Genomic DNA, 24,114 nt, shown 5'->3' with positions numbered 1-24,114 from the left:
TGAAAACGAAGCAATTAATACAATTGCAAATGATCAGAACAAAAGGAGAAGATGACGATGTATGCCATTCAGGACGCTAAAATACGCAGATTAACGGAAGTGGACGGGTTATCTTGTGCAGAGGTTGAAGTACAGCCTGGCAATGCGGGAGATCCATCATTACTTGTATATGTAGCTAGTACTCAGCCCGCCAATGAACTGCAAGTGGTACGTATTGTGCGGAATCACTCGGATGGAGCCATTGACTGGTATAACAACAACATGCATACCGCCTTTGAAGATGCGACGGAAACGGCATTTGAAAATAGCGAGGGCATTACGGCAGAAGAGGATAAAACTCAATTTCAAAGTAATTTGTTTGCTTTTGGATTGCTTGGCCCTACGCTGCAACGGTACCTGATTGGTCAGGGGTAATCAGATAGCACAATTGTACAAGTGATAAGTGTTAGGGTAGTGAAGAAATGGGATGTGAAGTAGAGGAAGTTTCGAGTAACAGAAAACAACGTAGCGTAACGTATGCAGAATAAAGAGTAGTGTTGATAGACAAACAACCCGCCGTAACATCATAGCGGGTTGTTTGTGATAGGGTATATTTTGATATCGATGCGCTAGTATTAGTAACATTCAGTATTATCAGTAATATTCACGTAGAACTTGAATTCCTTTTACCACATTGTATACAAAACTCAAGCCGTATATGACAAAGAACAGAACGACAAACCCGATCGCTGATGCTAAGCTGTGGGCTGTTATGAAGAAATACAGTAGCGGGATCGCCGCAAGGAAAGGGAAGACATGGGAGAAAAGTGCTCGCTTCGCATGTCCTGCAATGTATTCATCTCTCGCCACAATCCATACAATAATGGGAAACAGAAACGGGGCAAAAAAAATGCTGAAATAGGATAGTGATGATAAAAGTTGTCTCATAAATATTCTCTCCTTCAATAGAATTTCATAATGTATGTATGCAACAGATTACCCAGATGGAAGAGCGCTGAATAAGTATACACTTGGTACGGGTACTATTAATAGTTCTCGTTATTACTTCAATATTACCTCAAAAAGATTAGCTTATTCGGCTTTTTGTCTAAGTATACATACTCATACGATACTGGTTGTTATTGGGATGCATTATTAATTTTTAATAAAACTATTGCTAAAAATAGAAATCGGAGTATAATAGAGATCGTGCCGAATTTTATTGTACATATTTGTCTCAGTAGCTCAGCAGGATAGAGCAACGGCCTTCTAAGCCGTCGGTCGGGGGTTCGAATCCCTCCTGGGACGTCAGTAGAAAAGCTTCCTTCGGGAAGCTTTTTGCGTTCTAGGGATGAGAACCTCGGGCGATTCGTCGGAACATCCACATCGATAGGATTCATGTGATGTGCATATTTCTCCTTCATCTTTTTCCTTCATCGAGCTAAGCATTGGTTCTGCTTACAATATTGTTGTTTAATTGGTTTTTCCTATAAGTGAAATAGAATATATATATTTTATCAATAAGAAAATCTGTGCCACAATGAGGATATCAACAGTGAAAGCGACGGTGGAGGAGATGAAATCAATTAATCAGTGGCAGGCGCAAGAGTATGACAATCAACTGGCTTTTGTATCGGAGTATGGAAAAAGTCTCATACCCTGGCTTCGTCCGACAGAAGGAGAATCTATCCTTGACCTTGGCTGTGGAACCGGTGATTTAACGCATGAGATTTCCCAATACGGGGTAGCAGTGACTGGTATAGACGCTTCCTCAGATATGATTGCTCAAGCGAAAAAAAAGTTTCCGGAATTGGAGTTCTGGGAAGCGGATGGTCAGCAGTTCGAAACAGAGCATCAATATGATGCGGTCTTTTCTAACGCTGCGTTGCACTGGATGCGAAAGCCTCGAAATGTCGTAGACGGTGTGTGGCATGCACTGAAGCCTGGAGGACGATTTGTGGCTGAATTTGGCGGTAAAGGGAATGTGCAGATCATCGTTAACGCACTGGAGGAAGTGCTGGAACGGCATACAGGGATCAAGGCTTCCGAACGTAATCCATGGTATTTTCCGACGATTGCACAATACAGCACTCTTTTGGAAGACGGAGGCTTTGTGGTTCGTCAGGCCTATCACTATGACCGTCCTACCAAACTAGCAGATGGGGAAGATGGAATCATAGGCTGGTTGGCTCATTTTGGAGATGACTATTTTGAGGGTTTCAGTTCTGAGCAGGTGAAGGAATGGTGTCAGGAAATTAGCGAGATCGTGATTCCTAAGCTGTGGAAAAACGATGCGATCTATGCCGATTACAAACGTATTCGTATTGAGGCATTCAAACCCGAAGTTTAAACATTGAATCGCTTAAATTTAATGTTATATGAATTTATATCACTCAACTGGTAACGATTCTCTCCCATTCTTACATCGGTGAAAATCGTATAAAACCAATCAAAACTGAAAATCCGCAATGGAAATCATAGAAAACCATGCCTTTCTTTCGTTCAGAAAAGCGTGGTTTTTTCCTGTTTTCATATTGGAAATTTAAAATTTAAATATCCAAACGACAAAAATATACAAATGCGAATATTCCCCCTACTAAAGACCCATATAAGTAATTTCTATATCAAAATGTAAGTAATTAGAAGGAATTTGTGATATTTTGGTAGAATAATTTACCAGGGGTCAAACATCTTGCAGATTGGCGGTGAACTTGGTCGAAAGTATTGCAGTGCTTCTGGCAGCAAGATCCCATTGGTGAGGCATCTACACGAAGAAGGAGGGCATAGCCTTGAATAAACGATTGATATCTATGTTAATGAGTGTCCTTATGGTTTTTTCCCTTATCCTGCCTGCAGCTGGAGCTGCTTCTGCAGACTCCGTAATTCAACTGGATAACACATTAAACAGCACCAAAGCAAAGCAAATGAGAGAAGTGCTTGCCAATAGGGAAGCTCGAATTGCTGCCGATCCAGTTTTGGATAAAAGCCTGAATGGTCTCGGCGGAGAGAACACACGAGTCATTGTTGAGCTTTCTAACAAACCTGTTGCTGTAGCTCAAGGCGAATCAACCCTCTCAGGAAGATCATTTACCTCCTCTATGGAAACAAAGGCTGTGACTCAAGTTGAAAACCAACAACAGTCATTTGTACATAGCCTCACTCAGAAAAAAATCAAACACGAAGTGCTGGACAATTATGCATATGCTCTTAATGGTGTAGCCCTTGAAATAAAAGGGAACCAATTGGGACAATTGCTTCAAATACCAGGTGTAGTCAGTGTATATCCTGACTATGAAGTGACGCTTGCGCCTGACACAGGCGAAGTGAATCCGCACATGAAAGATACAGCCCCTTTTATCGGAGCTCCTGAAGTATGGGATCTGGGGTACAAAGGAAAAGGTGTGAAAGTTGGCGTTATTGATACCGGTATTGACTACAATCACCCGAATCTGCGCGATGCTTATAAAGGTGGATGGGATTTTGTAGATAACGATGATGATCCATATGAAGCGACCTATCAGGAATGGAAAGCATCAGGCCAGCCTGAGCTTAATGAAAGAGGAAGCTCTTATTATACTTCTCATGGTACACACGTTTCAGGTACGGTCGCTGCTCGTGAAGCAGGAGACTATGGGGTCATCGGGATTGCTCCTGAAGCGGATATTTATGCTTACCGCGTTTTAGGACCTTATGGCAGTGGACAGACGTCTTGGGTACTCGGCGGAATTGACCGCTCAGTAGCGGACGGAATGGATGTCATCAACCTGTCGCTTGGTGCTGAAGGTAATGATCCGAGCTATGTCACTTCGGTTGCATTGAACAACGCGATGCTGTCTGGTGTAACTGCGGTTGTATCCAGTGGTAACAGCGGGCCTAATCGTTATACCTTGGGTTCACCGGGGGCTTCGGCTATGGCAATTACCGTAGGTAACTCCACAGGGCCTAGTCAGGTCATTACGGCGAATACACATTTCTGGATCGGTGAAGAAGGTGAGGAAACTCCGGAATTGGGGAATGCACCTGAAACGCAGGAACCTGCCGTTACACCAGTAATCGCGCCAGAAGGTGGAGCGGAAGCGACTACATCGGAAGACGGAGTTGAAGATGCTGCATCAGCACAGCCTGAATCTGATCAAGCTGAAGCTCCAGTAGCCAATGCTGGCAATGAAACAGCGGACGAAGTGACATCCTTATCTGTTACCGAATCTGTATATCGTCTGGATGTGATGGGATGGAGTCTTGCGGCTGATCCTGAAGCGATTTTGACAGGTCGATATGATGTTGAATTTGCAGCTTTGGGTAAACCAGCTGACTTTGAAGGTAAAGATTTTACAGGCAAAGTCGCGTTGATTCAACGCGGAGAACTTGCTTTTGTCGAGAAAATTGCCAATGCCAAAGCGGCAGGAGCCGTGGCAGTTATTGTGTATAACAATATTCCTGGTCCGATTGGCGTAAGTCTTGGTGATAACTTCGACCTGATTCCGACACTGAGCATGTCGAAGGAAGATGGTGAAGTCATTAAAGCTCAACTGGATGCGGGGCAACCTGTTGAAGTAAGCTTCAGTGATTTTGAGCGCAGTCAAACACCTGGGGATGAGATGAGTTCTTCCAGTTCCCGCGGGCCTGCAAAAGTAACGTTGGATATCAAACCGGATGTTGTTGCACCGGGCTCCAATATTCTATCCACCGTCCCTGCTTATGGTAAAGATGAGCCAGGTGCCGATTATGCTCAATCGTACGATCGCAAAAGTGGAACAAGTATGGCTGCACCGCATGTAGCGGGTCTAGCTGCGCTGTTGCTTGAAAAGCACCCGGACTGGACACCTTTTGATGTCAAAGTTGCTTTGATGAATAATGCCAAAATCATGGACACAGCTAAATATGACGTGTTTGATCAAGGTGCAGGCCGCATTCAAGCGGTGAAATCCATTGATCCTGTCGCTTTTGTCAAAGTCATGGATGTGACTCAGTATACCGAGAGTGGATCGGTTGTTGAGAAAGAAAACATCACAGGAAGCATTAACTACGGTAACTTCTTAAGTACGGATGAGAAAACAGTAACCAAAACGATCAAGGTTCAGGCCTTGAACGGAAGCGGTGGCGAGTACACGGTGAATGTCAATCCGACTCGTACCGTGCCTGGGGTATCTGTTGCCGTTGATAAAACTTCATTCACTTTGAATGGGGAAGAAGAACTCGCTGTAACGGTTACGGTTCCTCGTGGTGTCACTGCACTAACCGAGGCACAGGGCTACATTGAAATTACAAATGGAACCAACACGTTTACAGTGCCGTATGTGGCTCACTTTAATGTGACTTCAAGCGGTGTGAAATATATTGAAACGGTAAAAGGAACTGCGAAAAATCCGTTCTATTATCCGTTGAAGGCAGACGGTTCCCTGGATACACTGAACGTTGCAATGGAATTCCATAATCCAATGACGTTTGCACTCATTGAAATTTATAACGGCCTTGATCCTGAAGGTGGTCACTATCAAGATGGATACATTGGCTCGATCTTTGGTAATTACTATAACTTCAACGCAAATGCCAGATACACGCTGGCTTGGGATGGTCAGTATTCGGATTACACAACGGAAGAAGTAACCGAACTTGCAGATGGCTTGTATACCGTAGATATCACGACCATCGGCACGGATGGCAAGACCTACAAAGAAGATACACCTCCGTTTTTGGTTAAAAAGACAGCTCCAGCAGTAACTGCTCCGCAATCATTGGACTTCAAAGCGGAGGATGCTATTGTTATTGGCGGTACGGTGGATGATTTGTATTTCCGCGTTGCGCCTGCACTGGCTAAAGGGTGGAGCATTACATTTGATCCGACGACAGCGCTTAAAGCATCCTATGTGGTGAAAAAAGAAGATGGCTCAACATTGAAAGAAGGCACGTTTAATGTTCAGGCGGACGGTAGCTTCCAATTCCCATTGGAAGGTGTTGAAGGTGGAACGTACACGGTGGAAACAATGGTAAAAGATGAGCAAGGTCTTGTTGGTACGGCTAGCACTACCATTAAAGTGGAATCTGCACAGACTGAACCTGAAACTCCGGCTACGAAAGCGCCTGGAACACCTAGTTTGTCCCACAATAACGGCTTTGTGAATGGTCTGTTAGGGGGCGATTACACGGTGTCCATGAACATGTGGTGGGGTGAGAATGCGACGAGTTACAAACTGTATGAGGATGGCGTGTTGGTTGATTCGCAAAAATTGACTTACAATGCACCTTGGGCTCAGTTCGCTCAAACGAAAATTAAAGGTAAAACCAATGGTACCTACACGTATGTTGCCGAGCTGGCCAATGACAAAGGCGTGACGCGCAGTCAGACGCTGACTGTACGAGTAACCGATGCATTGCCTGGCAAAGCAGTACTCTCCCATGATAACTGGGATGTAGACGGCAATTACAAAGTGATGATGAACTTGTGGTGGGGAACAAACGCAACAGAGTATCGTCTTTACGAGAATGATGAGTTGATCGATACACAGTCACTCAAAGCGACAACACCTCTGCCTCAATTTGCTATAACCGCGGTGAAAGGCAAAGCATCTGGTACGTATACGTACCGTGCCGAGCTGGTTAACGCTGCAGGGGTGACAACCACCAATACCATTACGGTGAAGGTGAAGTAAGGGCAGTACGCATTTATGGTAATGAGGTAAAAGTATCGGTTTTGAGCTAAAGCTTTTACTTCAAGCAGATAGTTTGGGAAAAGTAGTGCCTCGTCCCCTGACCGGCGTAAAGCCGGTAATCGGGACATAGGATAAGAAACGGCCTCTCCCTGTTAAGCGTACAGGGGGAGGCCGTTTTTTGTTGTTGTTTCCAGGGAAGGATAGCTATCCGATCTCCTGGTGAACTTTTTTTTATAAAACTAAGAAACAGTTCGGTCTTTGCTCGCTTGGAGTCCTGTCATAAGCAGTCCGATCGCAAGAAGAACCTGTACGAGCAGAGGGAGAGACCATCCATGGGTCCAGTCATGCATTAAACCAAACAGTAAAGGGCCTCCTGCAGCAAGCATGTATCCAAAGGATTGAGCCATTCCCGAAAGACTTGCTGCCTCTCGCGCATGACGTGTGCGAAGGACAAAAAACATCGTGACCAGACCAAAGGAGGCCCCGGCACCAATCCCGGCTAGCGCAACCCCGGTGGTGACGAGAACAGGTGCAGTGCTGAATAGTAACGCATATCCGACGATGAGACATAAACACGTTAAGGTGGTGAGTAGCCGTTGATCTCGTGTTTTTCCAGCCAGAATCGGCACGATGAAGGTAGCAGGTACACTAACCATTTGCATCAAAGACAACATCCAGCCAGCTGAGGCAGCGCTAAAACCTTGATCCGCGAGGATCTCGGGAAGCCAAGTTATCGTTGTATAGAAGATTAACGACTGAATGCCCATGAACAACGTCACGAACCAAGCAAGAGAAGAAGTGCGTAGACGTGTGGGTGCCTTCTCGCTCTGGGAAGTGATATAGAGCATCTGTTTGCGCCCCCTCTGTGCCTGCGGAAGCCATAGAAAGACAGCCAGTAGGGATAGAATGGCCCATACCCCTAATGAAGCCCGCCAACCAAGCGAGGAGGCTTCTGCCACGGGTACACTAATACCTGAAGAGATTGAGGCGAACATATTCATCGAAACGGAATACAGTCCAGTGACAATGCCGACTCGTAACGGGAAATCACGTTTGATCAGACTTGGCAGCAGTACATTGCTAAGGGCGATACCGCATCCTAGAAGCGCTGTTCCCGCATAAAGAGACAAAACAGAAGGGAGTAGCCGCAAGGTGATTCCGCTGGTAACAATAATGACAGCAAGCAGTAGTGCAGTCTCCAGCCCAAAACGTTTGGCAAGACGCGGAGCAAAAGGTGAGACAGCTGCAAAAGCGATCAAAGGCAGTGACGTTAGTAATCCAGCCATCGTATGTCCGATACCGGTGTCTGAACGGATTAATTCCACGACAGGACCGGTGGCTGTGATGGGGGACCGCATCGTAGCGGCAATGACAATAATTCCAGCGAGTAACAACCCGAATTTTTGAGGGGTTTGTTGGGACTGTTGTTCTCCCCCGGCAGGGACGGAATGCTGTTGTTGTGTAGGTGAGGACATCATTAATCTCCTGTTTCTATATAAATATTTAAAGCCAGTTATTAAACCGACGAAGTACAGCTTCTATAGGAAGTTGATATGTATGAATTGGCACAATTCATTAAGCAAGCATAACATTCTGTGTCATATGGAGCAATGGAAAGCAAAACTTAACAGATACCTTCTCGTCCTGATAGCTTTAAATTAATGTTACTAGTTGAATTAAGTGTTGTGAAATGGCTTATTAGATTTCAGGGGGATGCTATCGAACTTAATGCTTCAACGAACTGCCCGAGGTTCTCATCCCCAGAACGCAAAAAAAGCTTCCCGGAGGAAGCTTTCCTTTTTTGACGTCCCAGGAGGGATTCGAACCCCCGACCGACGGCTTAGAAGGCCGTTGCTCTATCCTGCTGAGCTACTGAGACATGGAAATTTTTCAAGCAAAAATGATTATATCATAAGTAAAAAAATATATCAAACGTTTTATTTTAAGCTTGTTTTCATATATGATATTTGGCGGCCGCAACGTTTTTTTCTTTCTAATTAAGGTTATGTTAGAATATCAGAAGAAATCAGAAAATAGATCCGTATTTCCTTGATATATATCTATTCACGGTCGATATGGGCCGGAGATTCAGGAAAAGAGGAGGTGCTCCTATCAAGGAATCCACAACCCCGGAAACCGAGCAAAACAACAAAATTGTGCTGTTTCCAAAAACGCTGGACTATTACCAGATACAGCTGACAGTTATGCTTGAAAATGAACGTTACGGTGAAGCAATGGACTTGCTCCGCTTTTTGTTGCAATGCCAAGGACAGGAAGAACGTCACTATGACGAGTGGAGAGCGTTGCTGGAGTGGTTGCAGGCTGCTTTCCCTCAATATGAAGAATCAGAAATGCAGACCATTCGAGAAGAAGAGGAAGAAGACATCAGCGAAGAGGAGATGGCAAGGCAACACGCCAAGTCGAAACTTGCTCAGGACGATGGTTACGCAGATAAGTTGCTCGGGACAGTTATGGAAGGCCCGCTATCTGAACAGACAATGCTGGCTCTCGAACAACTGGCATTTTTGGACGTTCCGAAAGTGGATGAAGAACTGATTAGGTGGCTGCAAACGAAGGTGCTTCATCCACTATTACAGTTCAGAGTCATGCAAACCCTGCGTCGTCGAGGGGTACAAGACATCATTCATTTCACTAGAGGTGACGAAGAAGTAGAGGTTGATATCGCTAACGTTCCACTCAAACCGGAAGAATTCCCACTTCAGATTGTGCAGATTCTGGAACGAGTAGCAGACCAGACGGAGGTTCATGAACCTACGCTCTTTTATTTTGCCCAGGAACTGTGGATACAATATGTTATGGCGGTTTATGGAACCCGGGATTACCAGTCCATGCTCGAGCAAAATGATGATATGGCGGATATTTGGGCGGCCGCGCTACATATGACGGTTGCAGACAGCCTGGGTGGCTCGCACGATGAGGAAAATACGCGCTCGATGTACGCTGTGACAGGTGCAATGAGGTTTCGACTAGAGCAGGCATATCGCTCTATGAAACAGTTTGTTTCCGCCGGTTTGGACGGTCATTAAGAGGCGGAAACGTTTACCTTAAACCGTATCAAGGGATTCCCCTTGAAAAAGAATGTAAACTTGTTTATACTAAAATGGTTATTTTGTACGTGATCGCCTACGTGAACATGTGAATTTTGGAGGGGAAAGTATACAATGAAAGCAACTTGGGAAAAGATAGAGAAGAACCTTGGGGTTCTTGAGGTTGAAGTCGGTGCAGAGCGCGTAACAGAAGCACTCGACAAAGCTTTTAATAAAGTAGTAAAACAAGCAAACGTACCTGGATTCCGTAAAGGTAAAGTGCCACGTCCAATCTTTGAAGCTCGTTTCGGAGTGGAAAGCCTTTATCAAGAAGCAATCGACATCTTGCTTCCAGAAGCTTATACAGAAGCAATCGATCAAACGGATATCTTCCCGGTAGATCGTCCTGATGTGGACATCGAGCAATTCGGTAAAGGACAATCCTTCAAATTTAAAGCGAAAGTAACCGTGAAACCAGAAGTTACCCTGGGTGACTACAAAGGTATCGAAGTTGCTGTAGCTAAAGGTGAAGTAACGGATGCAGAAGTTGCAGAAGAGCTGGAGCGTTTGCAACAGCGTCATGCTGAACTGGTTGTAGTTGACGAAGGTGCTGCAGCGAACGGCGATGTTGCTGTAATCGACTTCGACGGTTCTGTTGATGGTGTACCTTTCGAAGGTGGACAAGCTGAGCGTTATTCCTTGGAACTGGGTTCCAACACATTCATTCCAGGATTTGAAGAGCAAGTAGTGGGCCTGTCCACTGGTGACTTCAAAGACGTTGAAGTGACTTTCCCAGAGAGCTACCATGCAACAGAGCTGGCTGGCAAACAAGCAGTATTCAAAGTGAAAGTTCATGAAATCAAACGCAAACAACTACCAGAACTGGATGATGAGTTTGCTAAAGATGTTAGTGAATTTGATACTCTGGAAGAGTACAAAGCTGACCTCAAAACACAACTGGATTCCCGTAAAGCAGATGAGTTCAAAGCTGCACAGGAAAACGCAGTTGTAGAAAAAGTAGCTGAAAACGCTGAAGTGGACATCCCTGCTGCAATGGTTGACAGCGAAGTACAGAACATGATGCGCGATTTCGACAACCGTCTTCGCAGCCAAGGCATGAACCTTGAAATGTTCATGAGCTTCTCCGGTCAGACTCAAGCTGACCTGAGAGCACAAATGCAAGACGATGCTTCGAAACGTGTTCGCAACAACCTGGTGCTTGAAGCAGTAGGAAAAGCGGAAAATATCGAAGTTTCTGATGAAGAAGTGAACCAAGAACTCGAGAAAATGGCTGAATCTTACAAGCGTCCTGCTGAAGAGATCCGTGGCATCCTCGAAGGTAACGGTTCCCTGGACAGCCTTCGTGATGAAGTTAAATTGCGCAAAACAATCGAAGTTCTCGTTGAGAACAGCAAAGTTGTTGAGCCAGTTGAAGCTCCAGCCGAAGAAGCTGCTGCAGAAGCTGACGAAAAATAAGACAAGCTGTGTGATTTTGACAGCTATATAAACGATAAGGCACGTGAGTCATTGCGTGCCTTATTTTTAAATTGCGACATCCATTTTATAGAAAAATGAGTGTTGATATGGATTCTCATTCATTTTATTGCAAGGTGCCCATTTTCCGTTGATTTCAAACCTTTGTTCTTGGACGGAAATAAAAAAACACCAAGACGGCATAGGATGGATGTAATTTGCACATACATAGAAAACATGGTTAAATATGATCAGGCTAAATCGTAAATATCCCTAAGATAACGTGTTTTCTGAAAAATGACATTGTCACAGGAACATGTTAAAATGATTTTGGGTTTGCTTTACAGTCAGCCTATGTCTAATTACATGTAGAAAAGAGGTTGGTCTCATGAGTCTGGTGCCAATGGTTGTTGAACAAACCAATCGAGGCGAGCGTTCTTACGATATATATTCACGTTTGCTGAAGGATCGCATTATTTTTCTGACCAGTGCGATTGATGACGATGTAGCCAATCTTGTCATAGCTCAGCTTTTGTTTTTGGCAGCCGACGATCCTGAGAAGGATATCAGCTTGTATATTAATTCACCTGGTGGTTCTGTTACGGCAGGGATGGGTATATACGATACGATGCAATTTATCAAGCCGGATGTATCGACCATTTGCGTAGGCATGGCAGCAAGCATGGGCTCTTTATTGCTGACCGCGGGCGCTCCAGGCAAAAGATATGCGCTTACGAACAGTGAAGTCATGATTCACCAGCCGCTTGGCGGCGTTCAAGGACAGGCTGCGGACATTAAAATTCACGCAGAATGGATCATTAAAACTCGTCAGAAACTGAATCAAATATATGTTGATCGTACAGGTCAGCCCCTTGATAAAATTGAGCGGGATACAGACCGTGACTTTTTCATGAGTGCGGAAGAAGCAAAAACGTACGGCATTATTGACCAGGTGCTCAGCAGACCGATCAATTCCTAAAGGGGTGGTTTCATGTTTAAATTTAACGATGAGAAAGGGCAGCTGAAATGCTCTTTTTGCGGTAAATCTCAGGAGCAAGTTCGCAAGCTGGTCGCTGGACCAGGCGTATACATCTGTGATGAATGTATTGAACTTTGCACCGAAATCGTAGAGGAAGAACTCGGTCACGATGAAGAAGTAGACCTGAAAGATATTCCGAAACCAAAAGAAATCCGTGATATTCTTGATCAATATGTTATCGGTCAGGAACAAGCAAAAAAATCTTTGTCTGTAGCTGTATACAACCACTACAAACGGATTAATACTCAAAGCAAGATTGAAGATGTAGAGCTGTCGAAGAGTAACATTTTGCTGTTAGGGCCTACGGGTTCCGGTAAAACGTTGCTTGCACAAACGATGGCGAAAATTCTGAACGTTCCTTTTGCTATTGCGGATGCAACTTCATTGACAGAAGCGGGATACGTGGGTGAGGATGTCGAGAACATTCTGCTTAAGCTGATCCAAGCGGCTGACTATGATGTAGAAAAAGCAGAACGCGGCATTATCTATATTGATGAGATTGATAAAGTAGCACGTAAATCGGAGAACCCGTCCATTACTCGTGACGTGTCCGGTGAAGGTGTTCAGCAAGCTTTGCTGAAAATTCTTGAAGGTACAGTTGCTTCGGTTCCGCCACAAGGTGGTCGCAAGCATCCACATCAAGAGTTCATTCAGATTGATACAACCAACATCTTGTTCATCTGCGGTGGTGCCTTTGATGGTCTGGAGCAAATGATCAAACGCCGGATCGGTAAAAAAGTTATTGGCTTTAACGCCGCAACGGAGCAAAAAGATCTGAAACCGGGTGAGTACCTCGGTATGGTGTTGCCAGAAGATTTGCTGAAATTCGGTTTGATTCCGGAATTCGTAGGTCGTCTGCCAGTAATCTCTACTTTGGAGCCGCTGGATGAGGATACATTGGTACGGATTCTGTCCGAACCGAAAAATGCGCTGACGAAGCAGTACCAAAAACTGCTTGAGCTGGACAATGTGAATCTGGTGTTTGAACCGGGTGCATTGCTGGCGATTGCCAAAGAAGCAATCAAGCGTAACACGGGTGCACGTGGTTTGCGTGCAATCATTGAAGGTATCATGCTGGAAATCATGTATGAAGTTCCTTCACGTGAAGACGTGACCAGCTGTGTCATTACTGAAGAAGTTGTTGAGAAAAAAGTTGTGCCTGAACTTGGCCAATCAAAGGACGATAAGCAGGAAGAGAGTGCCTAATTGGAATTCTTTCAGCTGAGCTTTGAAATAAGACTTGTCAGTTCTCCACTTGGGCAGAAGGCGTATATATGGTCTTTTGTCAGAGTGGAGCTTTGACGTTGTGGGGAGAGAAATCACTCATGTATTTAAGACAGGACACCCGTCCCATAAAAGTAGGGAACTTGACAATTGGTGGCAGTAACGAAGTGATTATTCAAAGTATGTGTACGACCAAAACAGCAGACGTTGAAGCGACAGTTGCAGAGATTTTGCGATTGGAAGAAGCCGGATGCCAAGTGGTACGTGTAACGGTGAATAATGAGGAAGCTGCGGCAGCGATTAAGGAAATCAAGAAGCGGATTCACATCCCGCTCGTGGCAGATATTCATTTTAACTACAAGCTTGCCTTGCTTGCTATCGAGAATGGCATTGATAAAGTTCGGATCAATCCAGGTAACATCGGTAAACGTGCTAAAGTCGAAGAGGTCGTCAAGGCGTGTAAGGAAAAGGGGATTCCGATTCGAATCGGGGTAAACGCGGGTTCACTAGAGAATCATCTGCTTGAAAAGTATGGCTATCCTACTGCGGATGCTATGGTCGAAAGTGCGCTGTTCCACATTGGTATTTTGGAAGAACTGGATTTCCACGATATCATCGTTTCACTTAAAGCGTCGGATGTACCGATGGCTATTGAAGCTTATACAAAGGCAGCTCAGATTATTCCTTATCCGTTGCACCTCGGCATTACCGAGGCAGGAACTCTGTTTTCAGGCACGATCAAAAGTTCCGCGGGTATGGGCGCACTGCTCTCTATGGGAATTGGTTCAACGATGCGTATTTCGCTTAGTGCCGATCCAGTAGAAGAGATTAAAGTTGCGCGCGATCTGCTCAAAACTTTTGGACTCATCTCCAATGCGGCTACACTGATCTCTTGCCCAACTTGCGGGCGTTTGGATATTGATCTCTTCTCCATCGCCAACGAAGTGGAAGAGTATATCTCCAAGCTTAAGGTGCCGATCAAAGTATCTGTACTGGGCTGTGCGGTAAATGGCCCAGGAGAAGCCAAAGAAGCGGATATTGGCATTGCCGGTGCCCGTGGAGAAGGTCTTTTATTCCGTCATGGACAAATGATCCGTAAAGTGCCGGAAGAGATTATGGTAGAGGAATTGAAAAAAGAAATCGACAAAATTGTTGAAGCTTATGAAGAAACAGGGGTTATCCCTGGGCGTTCGCACTAATTTTTTTGTACAAGTGTTCCCAAAAAGAAATGGCTCCTATCATCCAAGCGATAGTGATACGTTTAAATAGTTGTAATGTGAAAGCCTGCCATACGTGGCGGGCTTTTTGCTTGCTCATGAATAAATTATCAAGCACAAATTCGTCTTGTTCCGTTTACGTCTCGTCGAAAAGGCTATACTACCAAGTATTAGCATGATTACAGATGAGAAGAAGGACAGAACAGGAGGATGTTGAGATATGGGTGAGTTTGGCATGGTATTCATGTTGATACAGTTATTTTTTGGCGTGGTGATCGGATTATACTTCTGGAACTTGCTACGAGGCCAGAAAACGAATCGAACTGCTGTTGAGCGTGAATCGCGAAAAGAACTGGAGAAGCTGCGCAAGCTACGTTCGATATCACTGACGAAGCCACTAGCGGAGAAGACACGTCCAGCCACCATTAACGATATTGTTGGGCAAAAAGACGGACTACGTGCACTCAAGGCCGCTTTATGTAGTGCCAATCCGCAACATGTGATTATATATGGCCCGCCGGGAGTAGGGAAAACAGCAGCCGCAAGGGTAGTGCTGGAAGAAGCGAAGAAAAACCCGACTTCTCCCTTCAAAGCCGATGCTAAATTTACGGAGCTGGATGCCACAACGGCTCGTTTTGATGAGCGAGGTATTGCGGACCCACTCATTGGTTCCGTTCATGATCCGATCTATCAGGGAGCAGGAGCTATGGGCGTGGCGGGAATTCCTCAACCGAAGCCGGGTGCGGTGACCAAGGCACATGGTGGTATGCTTTTTATTGATGAAATTGGAGAATTACATTCCATTCAGATGAATAAACTGCTCAAAGTGCTGGAAGACCGCAAGGTCTTTTTGGAAAGTGCGTACTATAACTCCGAAGACACGCATACTCCTGCTTATATCCATGATATTTTCCAGAATGGGTTGCCTGCTGATTTTCGTCTGGTTGGAGCAACGACACGTTCCCCGCATGAGCTTCCTCCTGCCTTACGTTCACGGTGTATGGAGGTCTATTTCCGTCCATTGTTACCAGAGGAGATTGGAAGGATTGCGGAAGATGCTGTTCAGAAAATCGGGTTCAGTCCTTGTCCGGATGCCGTTGATGTGGTCAAGCGATATGCGACCAATGGGCGTGAAGCGGTCAATATCATTCAGCTAGCCGCTGGACTTGCACTCACTGAAAAGCGTGAGACACTTCAGGCTTCTGATGTCGAGTGGGTTGCCGGGAGCAGTCAGATCCAGCCAAGGCCGGATCGTAAGGTGCCTTCACAGCCGCAGGTCGGGTTTGTCAATGGGCTCGCTGTTTACGGACCGAATATGGGTACCATTTTGGAGATTGAGGTGTCAGCGGTTCCTGCACCGAAAGACCAGGGCCGCATCAACATCACAGGCGTCGTGGATGAGGAAGAGATTGGAGGCGGTTCCCGTACACTACGGCGGAAAAGTATGGCTAAAGGTTCGGTTGAAAATGTGTTAACCGTCTTGAAAGCGATGGGTATCCGCACGAGTGATTATGATTTACATGTGAATTTTCCGGGAGGCACGCCGATTGATGGTCCATCGGCCGGAATTGCCATGGCTACAGCAATCGCTTCAGCCATTCAAGGACGCCCTGTAGACCACGAGATTGCTATGACAGGCGAGATTAGTATCCATGGCCGCGTTAAACCGATTGGCGGTGTACTGGCGAAGGTGGAGGCGGCTTTCCAGGCTGGGGCGAAGACGGTCATTATACCGGCGGAGAATTGGCAGTCCATTTTTGACAATCTGGATGGCTTGCGGGTGATCCCAGTAGATACGGTTCAGGATGTATTCCGTGAAGTCTTTGGTTGGGAACCGGGAGCGCAACAAGTGGAACAGCAGGTAGTTGCAGAAGAGACGGCATTACCTAAACCGGAGATCTTTCCTCCCGCATCCGCCTCCTTTTTAAGGGCAGAGTCACCTCGTCCAGGGCGAGTTACAGATTCGGGAAGCTGCTAAGCGCTTCCCTTCATTGGTTTTTTATGTGAACATTTGATAGAATAATGAATGACTACAACCTGAGAGCCATTGGAGGTGCGAAAGCGATGGGACCGAGCAAATCGAAAGGTCGTCGTTTTCCTTTACTGCCTTTAAGAGGACTTCTCGTCTACCCGAGTATGGTGCTGCATCTCGATGTGGGCCGGGAGAAATCGGTCAAGGCTTTAGAAAAAGCGATGGTAGAAGAACATTTGATTCTCCTATGTTCCCAAGCCGAGGTAAATATTGAGGAACCTACACGAGAGGATATTTTCCGCATTGGAACCGTAGCTAAGGTAAGACAGATGTTAAAGCTACCCAACGGAACGATCCGAGTACTTGTGGAAGGCTTGGAACGGGCTGAAATTATTGAATATACGGACAACGAAGAATACTACGAGGTGCTGGCGCTAGAACTGCCTGAGGAAGAGAACGCTCATCCCGAGACAGATGCCCTCATGCGTACCGTTCTGAACCAGTTCGAGAATTATATCAATCTGTCCAAAAAAGTAACCCCCGAGACACTGGCTGCCGTATCAGACATTGAAGAACCGGGGCGTCTTGCGGACGTTATTACAAGCCACTTGTCTCTGAAAATCAAGGACAAACAGGAAATTCTGGAGACCATCGACGTGCGGGAACGTCTGGAGAAACTGCTGGACATCCTGAATAATGAGCGTGAAGTGCTGGAGCTTGAACGCAAGATCAGCCAACGTGTGAAGAAACAGATGGAGAAAACCCAGAAAGAATACTATTTGCGTGAGCAGATGAAGGCGATTCAGAAGGAACTCGGTGAAAAAGAGGGCCGTGCGGGCGAAGTGGAAGAACTTCGTAATCAGATGGAAAGTCTGGGCCTGCCGGACAAGGTGAAGGAGAAGGTCGAGAAGGAAATTGATCGACTGGAGAAAATGCCTGCAAGTTCTGCCGAGGGTGGTGTCATCCGCAACTATGTGGATTGGCTACTTGCGTTACCTTGGAGCCAGGTGACGGATGATGATCTGGATATCCAGAAGGCCGAAGATGTGCTAAACGCCGACCATTACGGTCTGGAGAAACCCAAGGAACGTGTATTGGAGTATCTGGCCGTGCAGAAACTTGTCAAAAAACTCAAAGGTCCGATCCTTTGCCTAGTTGGCCCTCCAGGGGTAGGTAAAACCTCTCTGGCCCGTTCAATCGCAAGATCACTCGGTCGAGAATTTGTGCGTATCTCCCTCGGTGGCGTGCGGGATGAAGCAGAGATTCGTGGACACCGCCGTACCTACGTAGGTGCGATGCCTGGACGTATTATTCAGGGGATGAAAACAGCAGGATCACTTAACCCTGTATTTTTGCTGGATGAGATCGACAAAATGGCTTCAGACTTCCGTGGAGACCCTTCGTCTGCATTGCTGGAGGTGTTGGATCCGGAGCAGAACAATACGTTTAGTGATCACTTTGTGGAGTTGCCTTTTGACTTATCTAACGTTATGTTCATAACTACTGCGAACACGGTGCACAACATTCCGCGTCCATTATTGGATCGTATGGAAATGCTGAATATTCCGGGTTACACCGAGCTGGAGAAGTTGCAAATATCCAAAAACTATTTGCTTCCCAAACAGAAGAAGGATCACGGTCTCGAAGAAGACCAACTGGAAGTGCCAGAGGATAGCTTGCTAAAAGTCATTCGTGAGTATACGCGTGAATCGGGTGTGAGAAATCTGGAACAGCAAATGGCATCACTTTGCCGGAAGGCGGCTAAAAATATCGTATCCGGTGTAGAGGGTCAGATTGTGATCTTGCCGGATGATGTTAAGGACTATCTCGGTCCGGGCAAATTCCGCTATGGCATGGCTGAGCTGGAAGATCAGATTGGTACGGTGACCGGGCTTGCATGGACTGAGGTGGGCGGAGACACGCTTGTGATCGAAGTAACCGTGGTGCCGGGAACAGGCAAGCTGACGCTTACGGGTAAGTTGGGAGACGTTATGAAAGAATCTGCTCAGGCAGCTTTCAGTTATACGCGTTCGAAAGCAGCACAACTAGGCATTGCGTCTGATTTCCATGAGAAGAACGACATTCACATCCACGTACCGGAAGGTGCCATCCCTAAAGACGGCCCATCAGCCGGCATTACGATGGCAACAGCCTTGATCTCAGCTCTGACGAATAAACATGTGTCGAAAGACATTGCTATGACAGGTGAAATTACATTACGCGGACGGGTGTTGCCGATTGGCGGCTTGAAAGAAAAGTCACTTGCAGCCCACCGTGCGGGTTACAAAAAAATATTGTTACCTAAGGATAACGAAAGAGATCTGCGCGACATTCCGGATAGCATCAAGGAAGATGTGGAATTTGTGCCCGTAGCTCATATGGATCAGGTGTTGCAGCATGCTCTTGTGGAACAGGCAGGCATTCATCTGTAACCGACACTTATCCGCAAAGATTAAATGGAGAGTAGACCGTTCGGCGGGGGCTTCGGCGTCCGCTTGAACGGTTTTTTTCGTGATAATCTGATGTTTTTCGAGTACAAAAGTTGTTTTTTTGGGTACAGGAGAGGTTTTTTTTGATATGATAGAAGGAATGATGGCATAATACGGGATGAAAATGTGGAAATGTTATGCTTGCAAGACAGGAGTTCAAGAGAGGAAAGATGCAATTTGAAAGTCAATCAATCTGAATTTATAATTAGTGCCGTTCGGCCTGAACAATATCCAGATGACGGTCTGCCGGAGATTGCCCTGGCGGGGCGCTCCAATGTGGGCAAGTCATCACTGATCAACCGTTTGATCAATCGTAAAAATCTGGCGCGTACAAGTTCAACTCCGGGTAAAACCCAGCAACTGAACTATTATAAGATCAATCAGGATCTGTATTTTGTCGATTTTCCGGGTTACGGGTACGCCAAAGTATCCAAAGAGCAACGTTTTGCCTGGGGTAAAATGATGGAAAAGTACTTGCTACAACGGGATGAATTGAAGCTTGTGATGCAGATGGTGGACATGAGACATGAGCCATCCAAGGATGACAAAATGATGAATGAATGGCTACGCCATCATGGTCTGCCGCTGGTCGTTGTGGCTACGAAAATGGACAAGATTCCCAAGACACGCAGAGCCAAGCACATTAAAGTCATCAAGGAAGCACTGGGTCTTCGATCAGGCGACTTGTTTGTCCCTTTTTCATCCGAGGAAGGTCTGGGCAAGGAAGAACTGTGGGATATTATTACCCGCCACGCCCGCATAGACAAATACGCACCAGTTGAAGAAGAGGCGGATCACGAGGCTGGAGAAACTGTTCAAACAGCTGGGGATGACAATTACTAACCTATAATATTTGAAAAACACATCATGTATCCCGCACCTAGATAGTCATGGAATGATTCCATGACTATTTGTTATAAGCAGTCTTGAACAGGTTTGCAGAAATCTCCGTTTTCTCAAATATTCACTATTCGTTCCATATAACGAATAAGGGTGTACATTCGTGAGACACTACAATATATCACAATGCATATGATAATCATCATGTTGATTTCATAAACATTTCATAAAAATGGGCGAGTGATGGACTTGATGTGTGATATAATTAACTATGTCAATCTGAACTGGATAGAGATATACAGTAAGCACTTTGATTGGAAATTTATTAGGCAGGTGAACTTGCAATGCACATCGTTGTTGTTGGTTTGAATTATCGCACGGCGCCTGTAGAGGTCAGAGAACGATTCACATTTGCAGAAAAGGACTTGTCTGAAGCGCTGCAGCAGCTCAAGCTGACCAAGAGTGTATTGGAAGGTGTAATCGTAGCCACTTGTAATCGTACGGAATTGTACGTTGTGGTCGACCGTCTTCACATGTGCGGTTATTTTATTCGAACATTCATGGAGCAATGGTTTAACGTTCCGCGGGAAGAATTTACGCAACACTTATATATATATGAGGATGATCAAGCCATGCGCCATCTGTTCCGGGTCATTTGCGGACTGGATTCGATGGTCATTGGAGAGACTCAGATTCTCGGCCAAGTGAAACAGGCTTTTTTCAAAGCACAGGAAGAGAAAGCTACCGGAACTTGGTTTAACCAATTGTTTAAACAGGCGGTTACCTTGGGCAAGCGGGCACATTCGGAAACTTCCATCGGGGAGAGTGCCGTTTCTGTCAGCTATGCTGCGGTTGAACTGGGCAAGCGGATTTTTGGTATGTTCACAGACAAGAAGGTACTTATTTTGGGTGCCGGCAAAATGAGCGAACTTACCGTAAAACATCTGTATGCTAACGGTGCATCTGAAGTTATCGTGGCCAACCGGACGCTCGCCAGAGCCGAGGAACTTGCCAGCAAATTCCGGGGAACGCCGTGTACGATGGAGCAGGCACTCACGAGACTGGGTGAAGTAGACATCGTCATCAGCTCTACAGGAGCAGAACGTTATATTCTCGATGCAGGTATTGTCCGGGAGAGCATGAAGCGCCGGCAAGCACGTCCGCTGTTCCTGATTGATATTGCCGTACCACGCGATATTGATCCGGCAATTGGCGAAATCTCTAACGTATTTCTCTACGATATTGATGATCTGGAAGGCATTGTGGAGAGCAATCTGGAGATGCGTAAGGTCGAAGCTGCGAAGATTGAGAGAATGATTGAACTGGAGATGGAAGATTATTACCAGTGGCTCAGAACACTCGGCGTTCGCCCAGTTATTCGGGCGTTGCAAGAGAAAGGCGTATCCATTCATGAAGAAACAATGGATAGTCTGTTCAACAAGCTTCCGGAGCTGGATGAGCATCAGCGTAAAGTCATTCGTCGTTTGACCAAAAGCATTGTCAACCAAATGACAACCGATCCGATTAATCGGATCAAGGAAATGGCAGGTACGAAGCAAGGTGATGAAGCACTGCGCATGTTTACGCAGATTTTCGCGCTGGAGGATGCAGTGGAAATGGCTGCAGAAAAAGTGAATCAGAGCGATGCAACAGCTCTGGGCAAACCAGCGATTCACCTGAACGAAAACCGGCAAGACCCCGTGCCGGCTTATGTCCCGGCAGGCGTATAAGGCAGGTGGGCAACTTGACCCTTGCTGAACAAGTCTATGAAGCTTTAATTTATATGTATGCCCTGAGCCTACTGTTCTATTTCTCGGACTGCATTCGACGCAATGCGGGGGCGAAGCGGACAGGCACAGGGTTTCTTGTTGTTGTTTGGGGACTGCAAGTGACCCATGTTATCATGCGAATGTGGGCTGAAGGTCACTTCCCGATCTATACTACATTTGATTTTTTGTTTATTTTTTCGTTCAGCATTGTGCTGATGTCATTGATTATGACCCGGGTTCAACGCTCAGAGTTTGTTATCCTGCTACTCAATATCGTTGGATTCTCGGTAACGGTTTTGAACCGGTTGTGGTTTACAGCGGGCGAAATCTCGTTGCACAACTGGCAGACGGTTCACGGTTTGTTAATTATGCACATTACACTGGCTAATCTGGGCTTTGCAGCTTTAACGGTTGCTTCGGTCTTTGCGTTGTTGTACCTGTTCTTGCACCATAAGTTGAAAAACAAAAAATGGAATGATACGGTACGGCGTTTACCCAGCTTGGAGGTCATTGGAAAATATATGGATGGTGCCACATTGATTGGTACTCCGCTTCTGGGAGTATCCGTTGTACTGGCTGTATTGTCCATCGTTGCGGAACGACGGTGGCATCTGTTGCTTGATCTGAAGGTGATTGCGACGGGTCTCGCGATTGCCATCTATGTTGGTTATTTCGTAGTCAAGAGAAGAAAGCAATTTTCGATGATGATCATGTCCAGATGGACATTGATTGGATATGCACTTGTCATCATGAGCTTTTTATCCAATGCGTATTCGGCGTTTCATCGCTGGACGGGAGAGTGAAGGATATGGAACACTACACGCCGATTTATGTAAATACTTCAGACAAATCTGTTCTCGTGATCGGTGGAGGACGTGTTGCTGAGCGTAAAGTAAGAGGATTGTTGCAGACTGAGGCCCGAATTACGGTCGTCAGCCCTCTGCTTACGCCCACTCTCGAACAATTGCATCAGGAATCCCGAATCGAATGGATAGCCCGGTCCTACCGCAATGGAGATTTGCGGGGGGCCTTTCTCGTATATGCAGCAACGGACGATCCTCATGTTAATCAAGCAGTAGTTCAAGAAGCTGAAGCTGGGGCAATACTGGTGAACGATGCGATGTCTTCCGGTAATAGCAGTTTTATTACGCCGAGTGTGGTTAGACGAGGGCGGTTAAGCATTGCCATCTCGACTGCCGGTGCAGGACCTGCCGCGGCGGCCGAGATTCGTGCTTTGCTTGAACAACAGTTTGGAGATGAATACGAGACGTATCTTGATTTTTTACATCAGATGAGAATGGAGATTAAATCTCGCGGGCTGCCTCCAACTGTAAGAAGTACGCTACTGCGCCGTCTAACGGAAATGGACATTTTGGATACGATACGAACGGGTCAGTTTGAGTGGTGGAGCGAAGAAAAAATCGGGAACTGGATATCCCGTAATCAGGAGGAAATGTAGATATGCGGACAATTAAAGTGGGCAGCAGACAAAGCGCTCTGGCACTAACCCAGACCGGCTATGTGATTCAGGACTTACGCAATATTTGTGAGCGGGAAGGTTTAGCTTTTGACTTTGAGGTACATAAGATCGTGACAAAGGGAGATCTCATTCTGGATGTGACTTTGTCCAAAGTAGGTGGTAAAGGTTTGTTTGTTAAAGAGATTGAACAGGCAATGCTTGATCACACCATCGATATGGCCGTGCACAGTATGAAGGACATGCCTTCCGAGCTTCCTGAAGGGCTTGTTAACGGTGCCGTTCCCCGTCGAGCTGATCCTCGGGATGCGTTAGTCTCTCGCGGCGGACTTACGCTGGATCAACTGCCAGAGGGTGCCCGGGTTGGAACAAGCAGTCTGCGGAGATCAAGTCAGTTGAAGGCGTACCGACCTGATCTTCAGCTGGAATCGATTCGTGGCAATATCGACTCACGTCTGCGGAAGCTTGAAACCGAAGGCCTGGACGCCATTATTTTGGCAGCAGCAGGCTTGTATCGGATGGGCTGGGAGGATCGAATTACCGAATATTTGTCTGAGGAAGCCTGCCTTCCTGCTGTAGGCCAAGGAGCTCTTGGCATTGAGTGCCGTGAGGATGACGAGGAGCTACTACATTTGCTCAACCTCTATAACGATCCAGCAACAGCTGCGCCGGTCATGGCAGAGCGTCGTTTCCTGAGTGTGTTAAACGGAGGGTGTCAGGTGCCGATTGGCGCACATGCGGTGTGGATGCCAGGAGATGATTCCCTGAACAGTGAAAACAAGTTACAATTAACGGGAATGGTTGGGATGCCGGATGGCAGGCTGATTTTGAAAGAAACATTGAGCGGCAAAGATCCGGTTCGCCTGGGAGAAGAAGTGGCTTGGAAGTTAATTGATCGCGGGGCTGAACAGATACTGGCAGAAGTTAGGGGATGAAGG

Annotated in this window: 17 protein-coding genes and 2 tRNA genes; 16 read left to right on the top strand and 3 right to left on the bottom strand. The window is 46.2% G+C overall.

The annotated features are described in order from the left end of the window. Positions 1-57: 57 nt before the first annotated feature. Complete coding sequence (locus tag ACT89M_RS22515) at positions 58-414, top strand: hypothetical protein (protein ID WP_253491729.1); 357 nt, start codon at positions 58-60, stop codon at positions 412-414. Positions 415-633: 219 nt separating this feature from the next. Here the strand turns inward: ACT89M_RS22515 and ACT89M_RS22510 are convergent, their stop codons facing one another. Next, positions 634-927, bottom strand: a complete 294-nt coding sequence (locus tag ACT89M_RS22510) for a magnetosome magnetite crystal formation protein family (protein ID WP_145335335.1) — start codon at positions 925-927, stop codon at positions 634-636. Between the two features lie 286 nt (positions 928-1,213). Here ACT89M_RS22510 and ACT89M_RS22505 point away from each other — a divergent pair. The 3 genes from ACT89M_RS22505 (at position 1,214) to ACT89M_RS22495 (ending at position 6,629) form a co-directional block, all read left to right on the top strand. Next, a tRNA-Arg gene (locus ACT89M_RS22505) sits at positions 1,214-1,287 on the top strand. 247 nt (positions 1,288-1,534) lie between these two features. Then, positions 1,535-2,329, top strand: a complete 795-nt coding sequence (locus ACT89M_RS22500; protein WP_308723109.1) for a class I SAM-dependent methyltransferase — start codon at positions 1,535-1,537, stop codon at positions 2,327-2,329. Positions 2,330-2,768: 439 nt separating this feature from the next. Beyond that, positions 2,769-6,629, top strand: coding sequence for a S8 family serine peptidase (locus ACT89M_RS22495; protein WP_154890976.1), 3,861 nt, complete (start codon positions 2,769-2,771; stop codon positions 6,627-6,629). Between the two features lie 239 nt (positions 6,630-6,868). On the opposite strand, the gene ACT89M_RS22490 is transcribed toward ACT89M_RS22495, so the two are convergent. Next, positions 6,869-8,104, bottom strand: coding sequence for an MFS transporter (locus ACT89M_RS22490; RefSeq protein ID WP_154890975.1), 1,236 nt, complete (start codon positions 8,102-8,104; stop codon positions 6,869-6,871). Between the two features lie 330 nt (positions 8,105-8,434). Continuing rightward, positions 8,435-8,508 (bottom strand) — tRNA-Arg (locus ACT89M_RS22485). A gap of 196 nt (positions 8,509-8,704) precedes the next feature. Here ACT89M_RS22485 and ACT89M_RS22480 point away from each other — a divergent pair. The 12 genes from ACT89M_RS22480 to hemC all read left to right on the top strand — a co-directional run bounded on the left by ACT89M_RS22480 (position 8,705) and on the right by hemC (position 24,111). Continuing rightward, positions 8,705-9,676 (top strand): hypothetical protein, encoded by a 972-nt coding sequence (locus tag ACT89M_RS22480; RefSeq protein WP_373323280.1) that lies wholly within the window; start codon positions 8,705-8,707, stop codon positions 9,674-9,676. 135 nt (positions 9,677-9,811) lie between these two features. Further along, positions 9,812-11,152, top strand: coding sequence for a trigger factor (gene tig / locus ACT89M_RS22475; RefSeq protein WP_154890974.1), 1,341 nt, complete (start codon positions 9,812-9,814; stop codon positions 11,150-11,152). 385 nt (positions 11,153-11,537) lie between these two features. After that, on the top strand, positions 11,538-12,128 hold the full coding sequence (gene clpP / locus ACT89M_RS22470; protein ID WP_090919143.1) for an ATP-dependent Clp endopeptidase proteolytic subunit ClpP: 591 nt from the start codon (positions 11,538-11,540) through the stop codon (positions 12,126-12,128). A 12-nt stretch (positions 12,129-12,140) separates the two neighbouring features. Further along, a complete protein-coding gene (clpX, locus tag ACT89M_RS22465) occupies positions 12,141-13,394 on the top strand; it encodes an ATP-dependent protease ATP-binding subunit ClpX (protein WP_090919142.1) in 1,254 nt (417 codons plus the stop codon). Positions 13,395-13,513: 119 nt separating this feature from the next. Continuing rightward, positions 13,514-14,611, top strand: a complete 1,098-nt coding sequence (gene ispG, locus ACT89M_RS22460) for a flavodoxin-dependent (E)-4-hydroxy-3-methylbut-2-enyl-diphosphate synthase (protein WP_308723111.1) — start codon at positions 13,514-13,516, stop codon at positions 14,609-14,611. Positions 14,612-14,849: 238 nt separating this feature from the next. Next, a complete protein-coding gene (gene lonB / locus ACT89M_RS22455; RefSeq protein WP_090919138.1) occupies positions 14,850-16,607 on the top strand; it encodes an ATP-dependent protease LonB in 1,758 nt (585 codons plus the stop codon). 86 nt (positions 16,608-16,693) lie between these two features. After that, a complete protein-coding gene (gene lon, locus ACT89M_RS22450) occupies positions 16,694-19,033 on the top strand; it encodes an endopeptidase La (protein WP_090919136.1) in 2,340 nt (779 codons plus the stop codon). Positions 19,034-19,267: 234 nt separating this feature from the next. Beyond that, positions 19,268-19,933, top strand: coding sequence for a ribosome biogenesis GTP-binding protein YihA/YsxC (gene yihA, locus ACT89M_RS22445; RefSeq protein WP_222592188.1), 666 nt, complete (start codon positions 19,268-19,270; stop codon positions 19,931-19,933). 341 nt (positions 19,934-20,274) lie between these two features. Then, positions 20,275-21,660 carry a glutamyl-tRNA reductase gene (gene hemA / locus ACT89M_RS22440; RefSeq protein ID WP_154890973.1) on the top strand — a complete coding sequence of 462 codons (1,386 nt, stop codon included), beginning with the start codon at positions 20,275-20,277 and terminating at the stop codon, positions 21,658-21,660. A gap of 14 nt (positions 21,661-21,674) precedes the next feature. Continuing rightward, positions 21,675-22,502, top strand: a complete 828-nt coding sequence (ccsA, locus tag ACT89M_RS22435; RefSeq protein WP_373323281.1) for a cytochrome c biogenesis protein CcsA — start codon at positions 21,675-21,677, stop codon at positions 22,500-22,502. 5 nt (positions 22,503-22,507) lie between these two features. Then, positions 22,508-23,158, top strand: coding sequence for a precorrin-2 dehydrogenase/sirohydrochlorin ferrochelatase family protein (locus tag ACT89M_RS22430; protein ID WP_154890972.1), 651 nt, complete (start codon positions 22,508-22,510; stop codon positions 23,156-23,158). 2 nt (positions 23,159-23,160) lie between these two features. Beyond that, on the top strand, positions 23,161-24,111 hold the full coding sequence (gene hemC, locus ACT89M_RS22425; protein ID WP_154890971.1) for a hydroxymethylbilane synthase: 951 nt from the start codon (positions 23,161-23,163) through the stop codon (positions 24,109-24,111). Positions 24,112-24,114 lie beyond the last annotated feature (3 nt).

Source organism: Paenibacillus sp. NN59 (assembly GCF_057597225.1).
This window is presented reverse-complemented; position numbering and strand designations above follow the sequence as displayed.

Excerpts from the sequence above, each read along its gene's own strand:
- ACT89M_RS22515 (WP_253491729.1), top strand. The coding sequence starts at position 58 with ATGTATGCCATTCAGGACGCTAAAATACGCAGATTAACGGAAGTGGAC.
- ACT89M_RS22510 (WP_145335335.1), bottom strand. The coding sequence starts at position 927 with ATGAGACAACTTTTATCATCACTATCCTATTTCAGCATTTTTTTTGCC.
- ACT89M_RS22490 (WP_154890975.1), bottom strand. The coding sequence starts at position 8,104 with ATGTCCTCACCTACACAACAACAGCATTCCGTCCCTGCCGGGGGAGAA.
- ACT89M_RS22480 (WP_373323280.1), top strand. The coding sequence starts at position 8,705 with ATGGGCCGGAGATTCAGGAAAAGAGGAGGTGCTCCTATCAAGGAATCC.
- tig (WP_154890974.1), top strand. The coding sequence starts at position 9,812 with ATGAAAGCAACTTGGGAAAAGATAGAGAAGAACCTTGGGGTTCTTGAG.
- clpP (WP_090919143.1), top strand. The coding sequence starts at position 11,538 with ATGAGTCTGGTGCCAATGGTTGTTGAACAAACCAATCGAGGCGAGCGT.
- clpX (WP_090919142.1), top strand. The coding sequence starts at position 12,141 with ATGTTTAAATTTAACGATGAGAAAGGGCAGCTGAAATGCTCTTTTTGC.
- ispG (WP_308723111.1), top strand. The coding sequence starts at position 13,514 with ATGTATTTAAGACAGGACACCCGTCCCATAAAAGTAGGGAACTTGACA.
- lonB (WP_090919138.1), top strand. The coding sequence starts at position 14,850 with ATGGGTGAGTTTGGCATGGTATTCATGTTGATACAGTTATTTTTTGGC.
- lon (WP_090919136.1), top strand. The coding sequence starts at position 16,694 with ATGGGACCGAGCAAATCGAAAGGTCGTCGTTTTCCTTTACTGCCTTTA.
- hemA (WP_154890973.1), top strand. The coding sequence starts at position 20,275 with ATGCACATCGTTGTTGTTGGTTTGAATTATCGCACGGCGCCTGTAGAG.
- ACT89M_RS22430 (WP_154890972.1), top strand. The coding sequence starts at position 22,508 with ATGGAACACTACACGCCGATTTATGTAAATACTTCAGACAAATCTGTT.
- hemC (WP_154890971.1), top strand. The coding sequence starts at position 23,161 with ATGCGGACAATTAAAGTGGGCAGCAGACAAAGCGCTCTGGCACTAACC.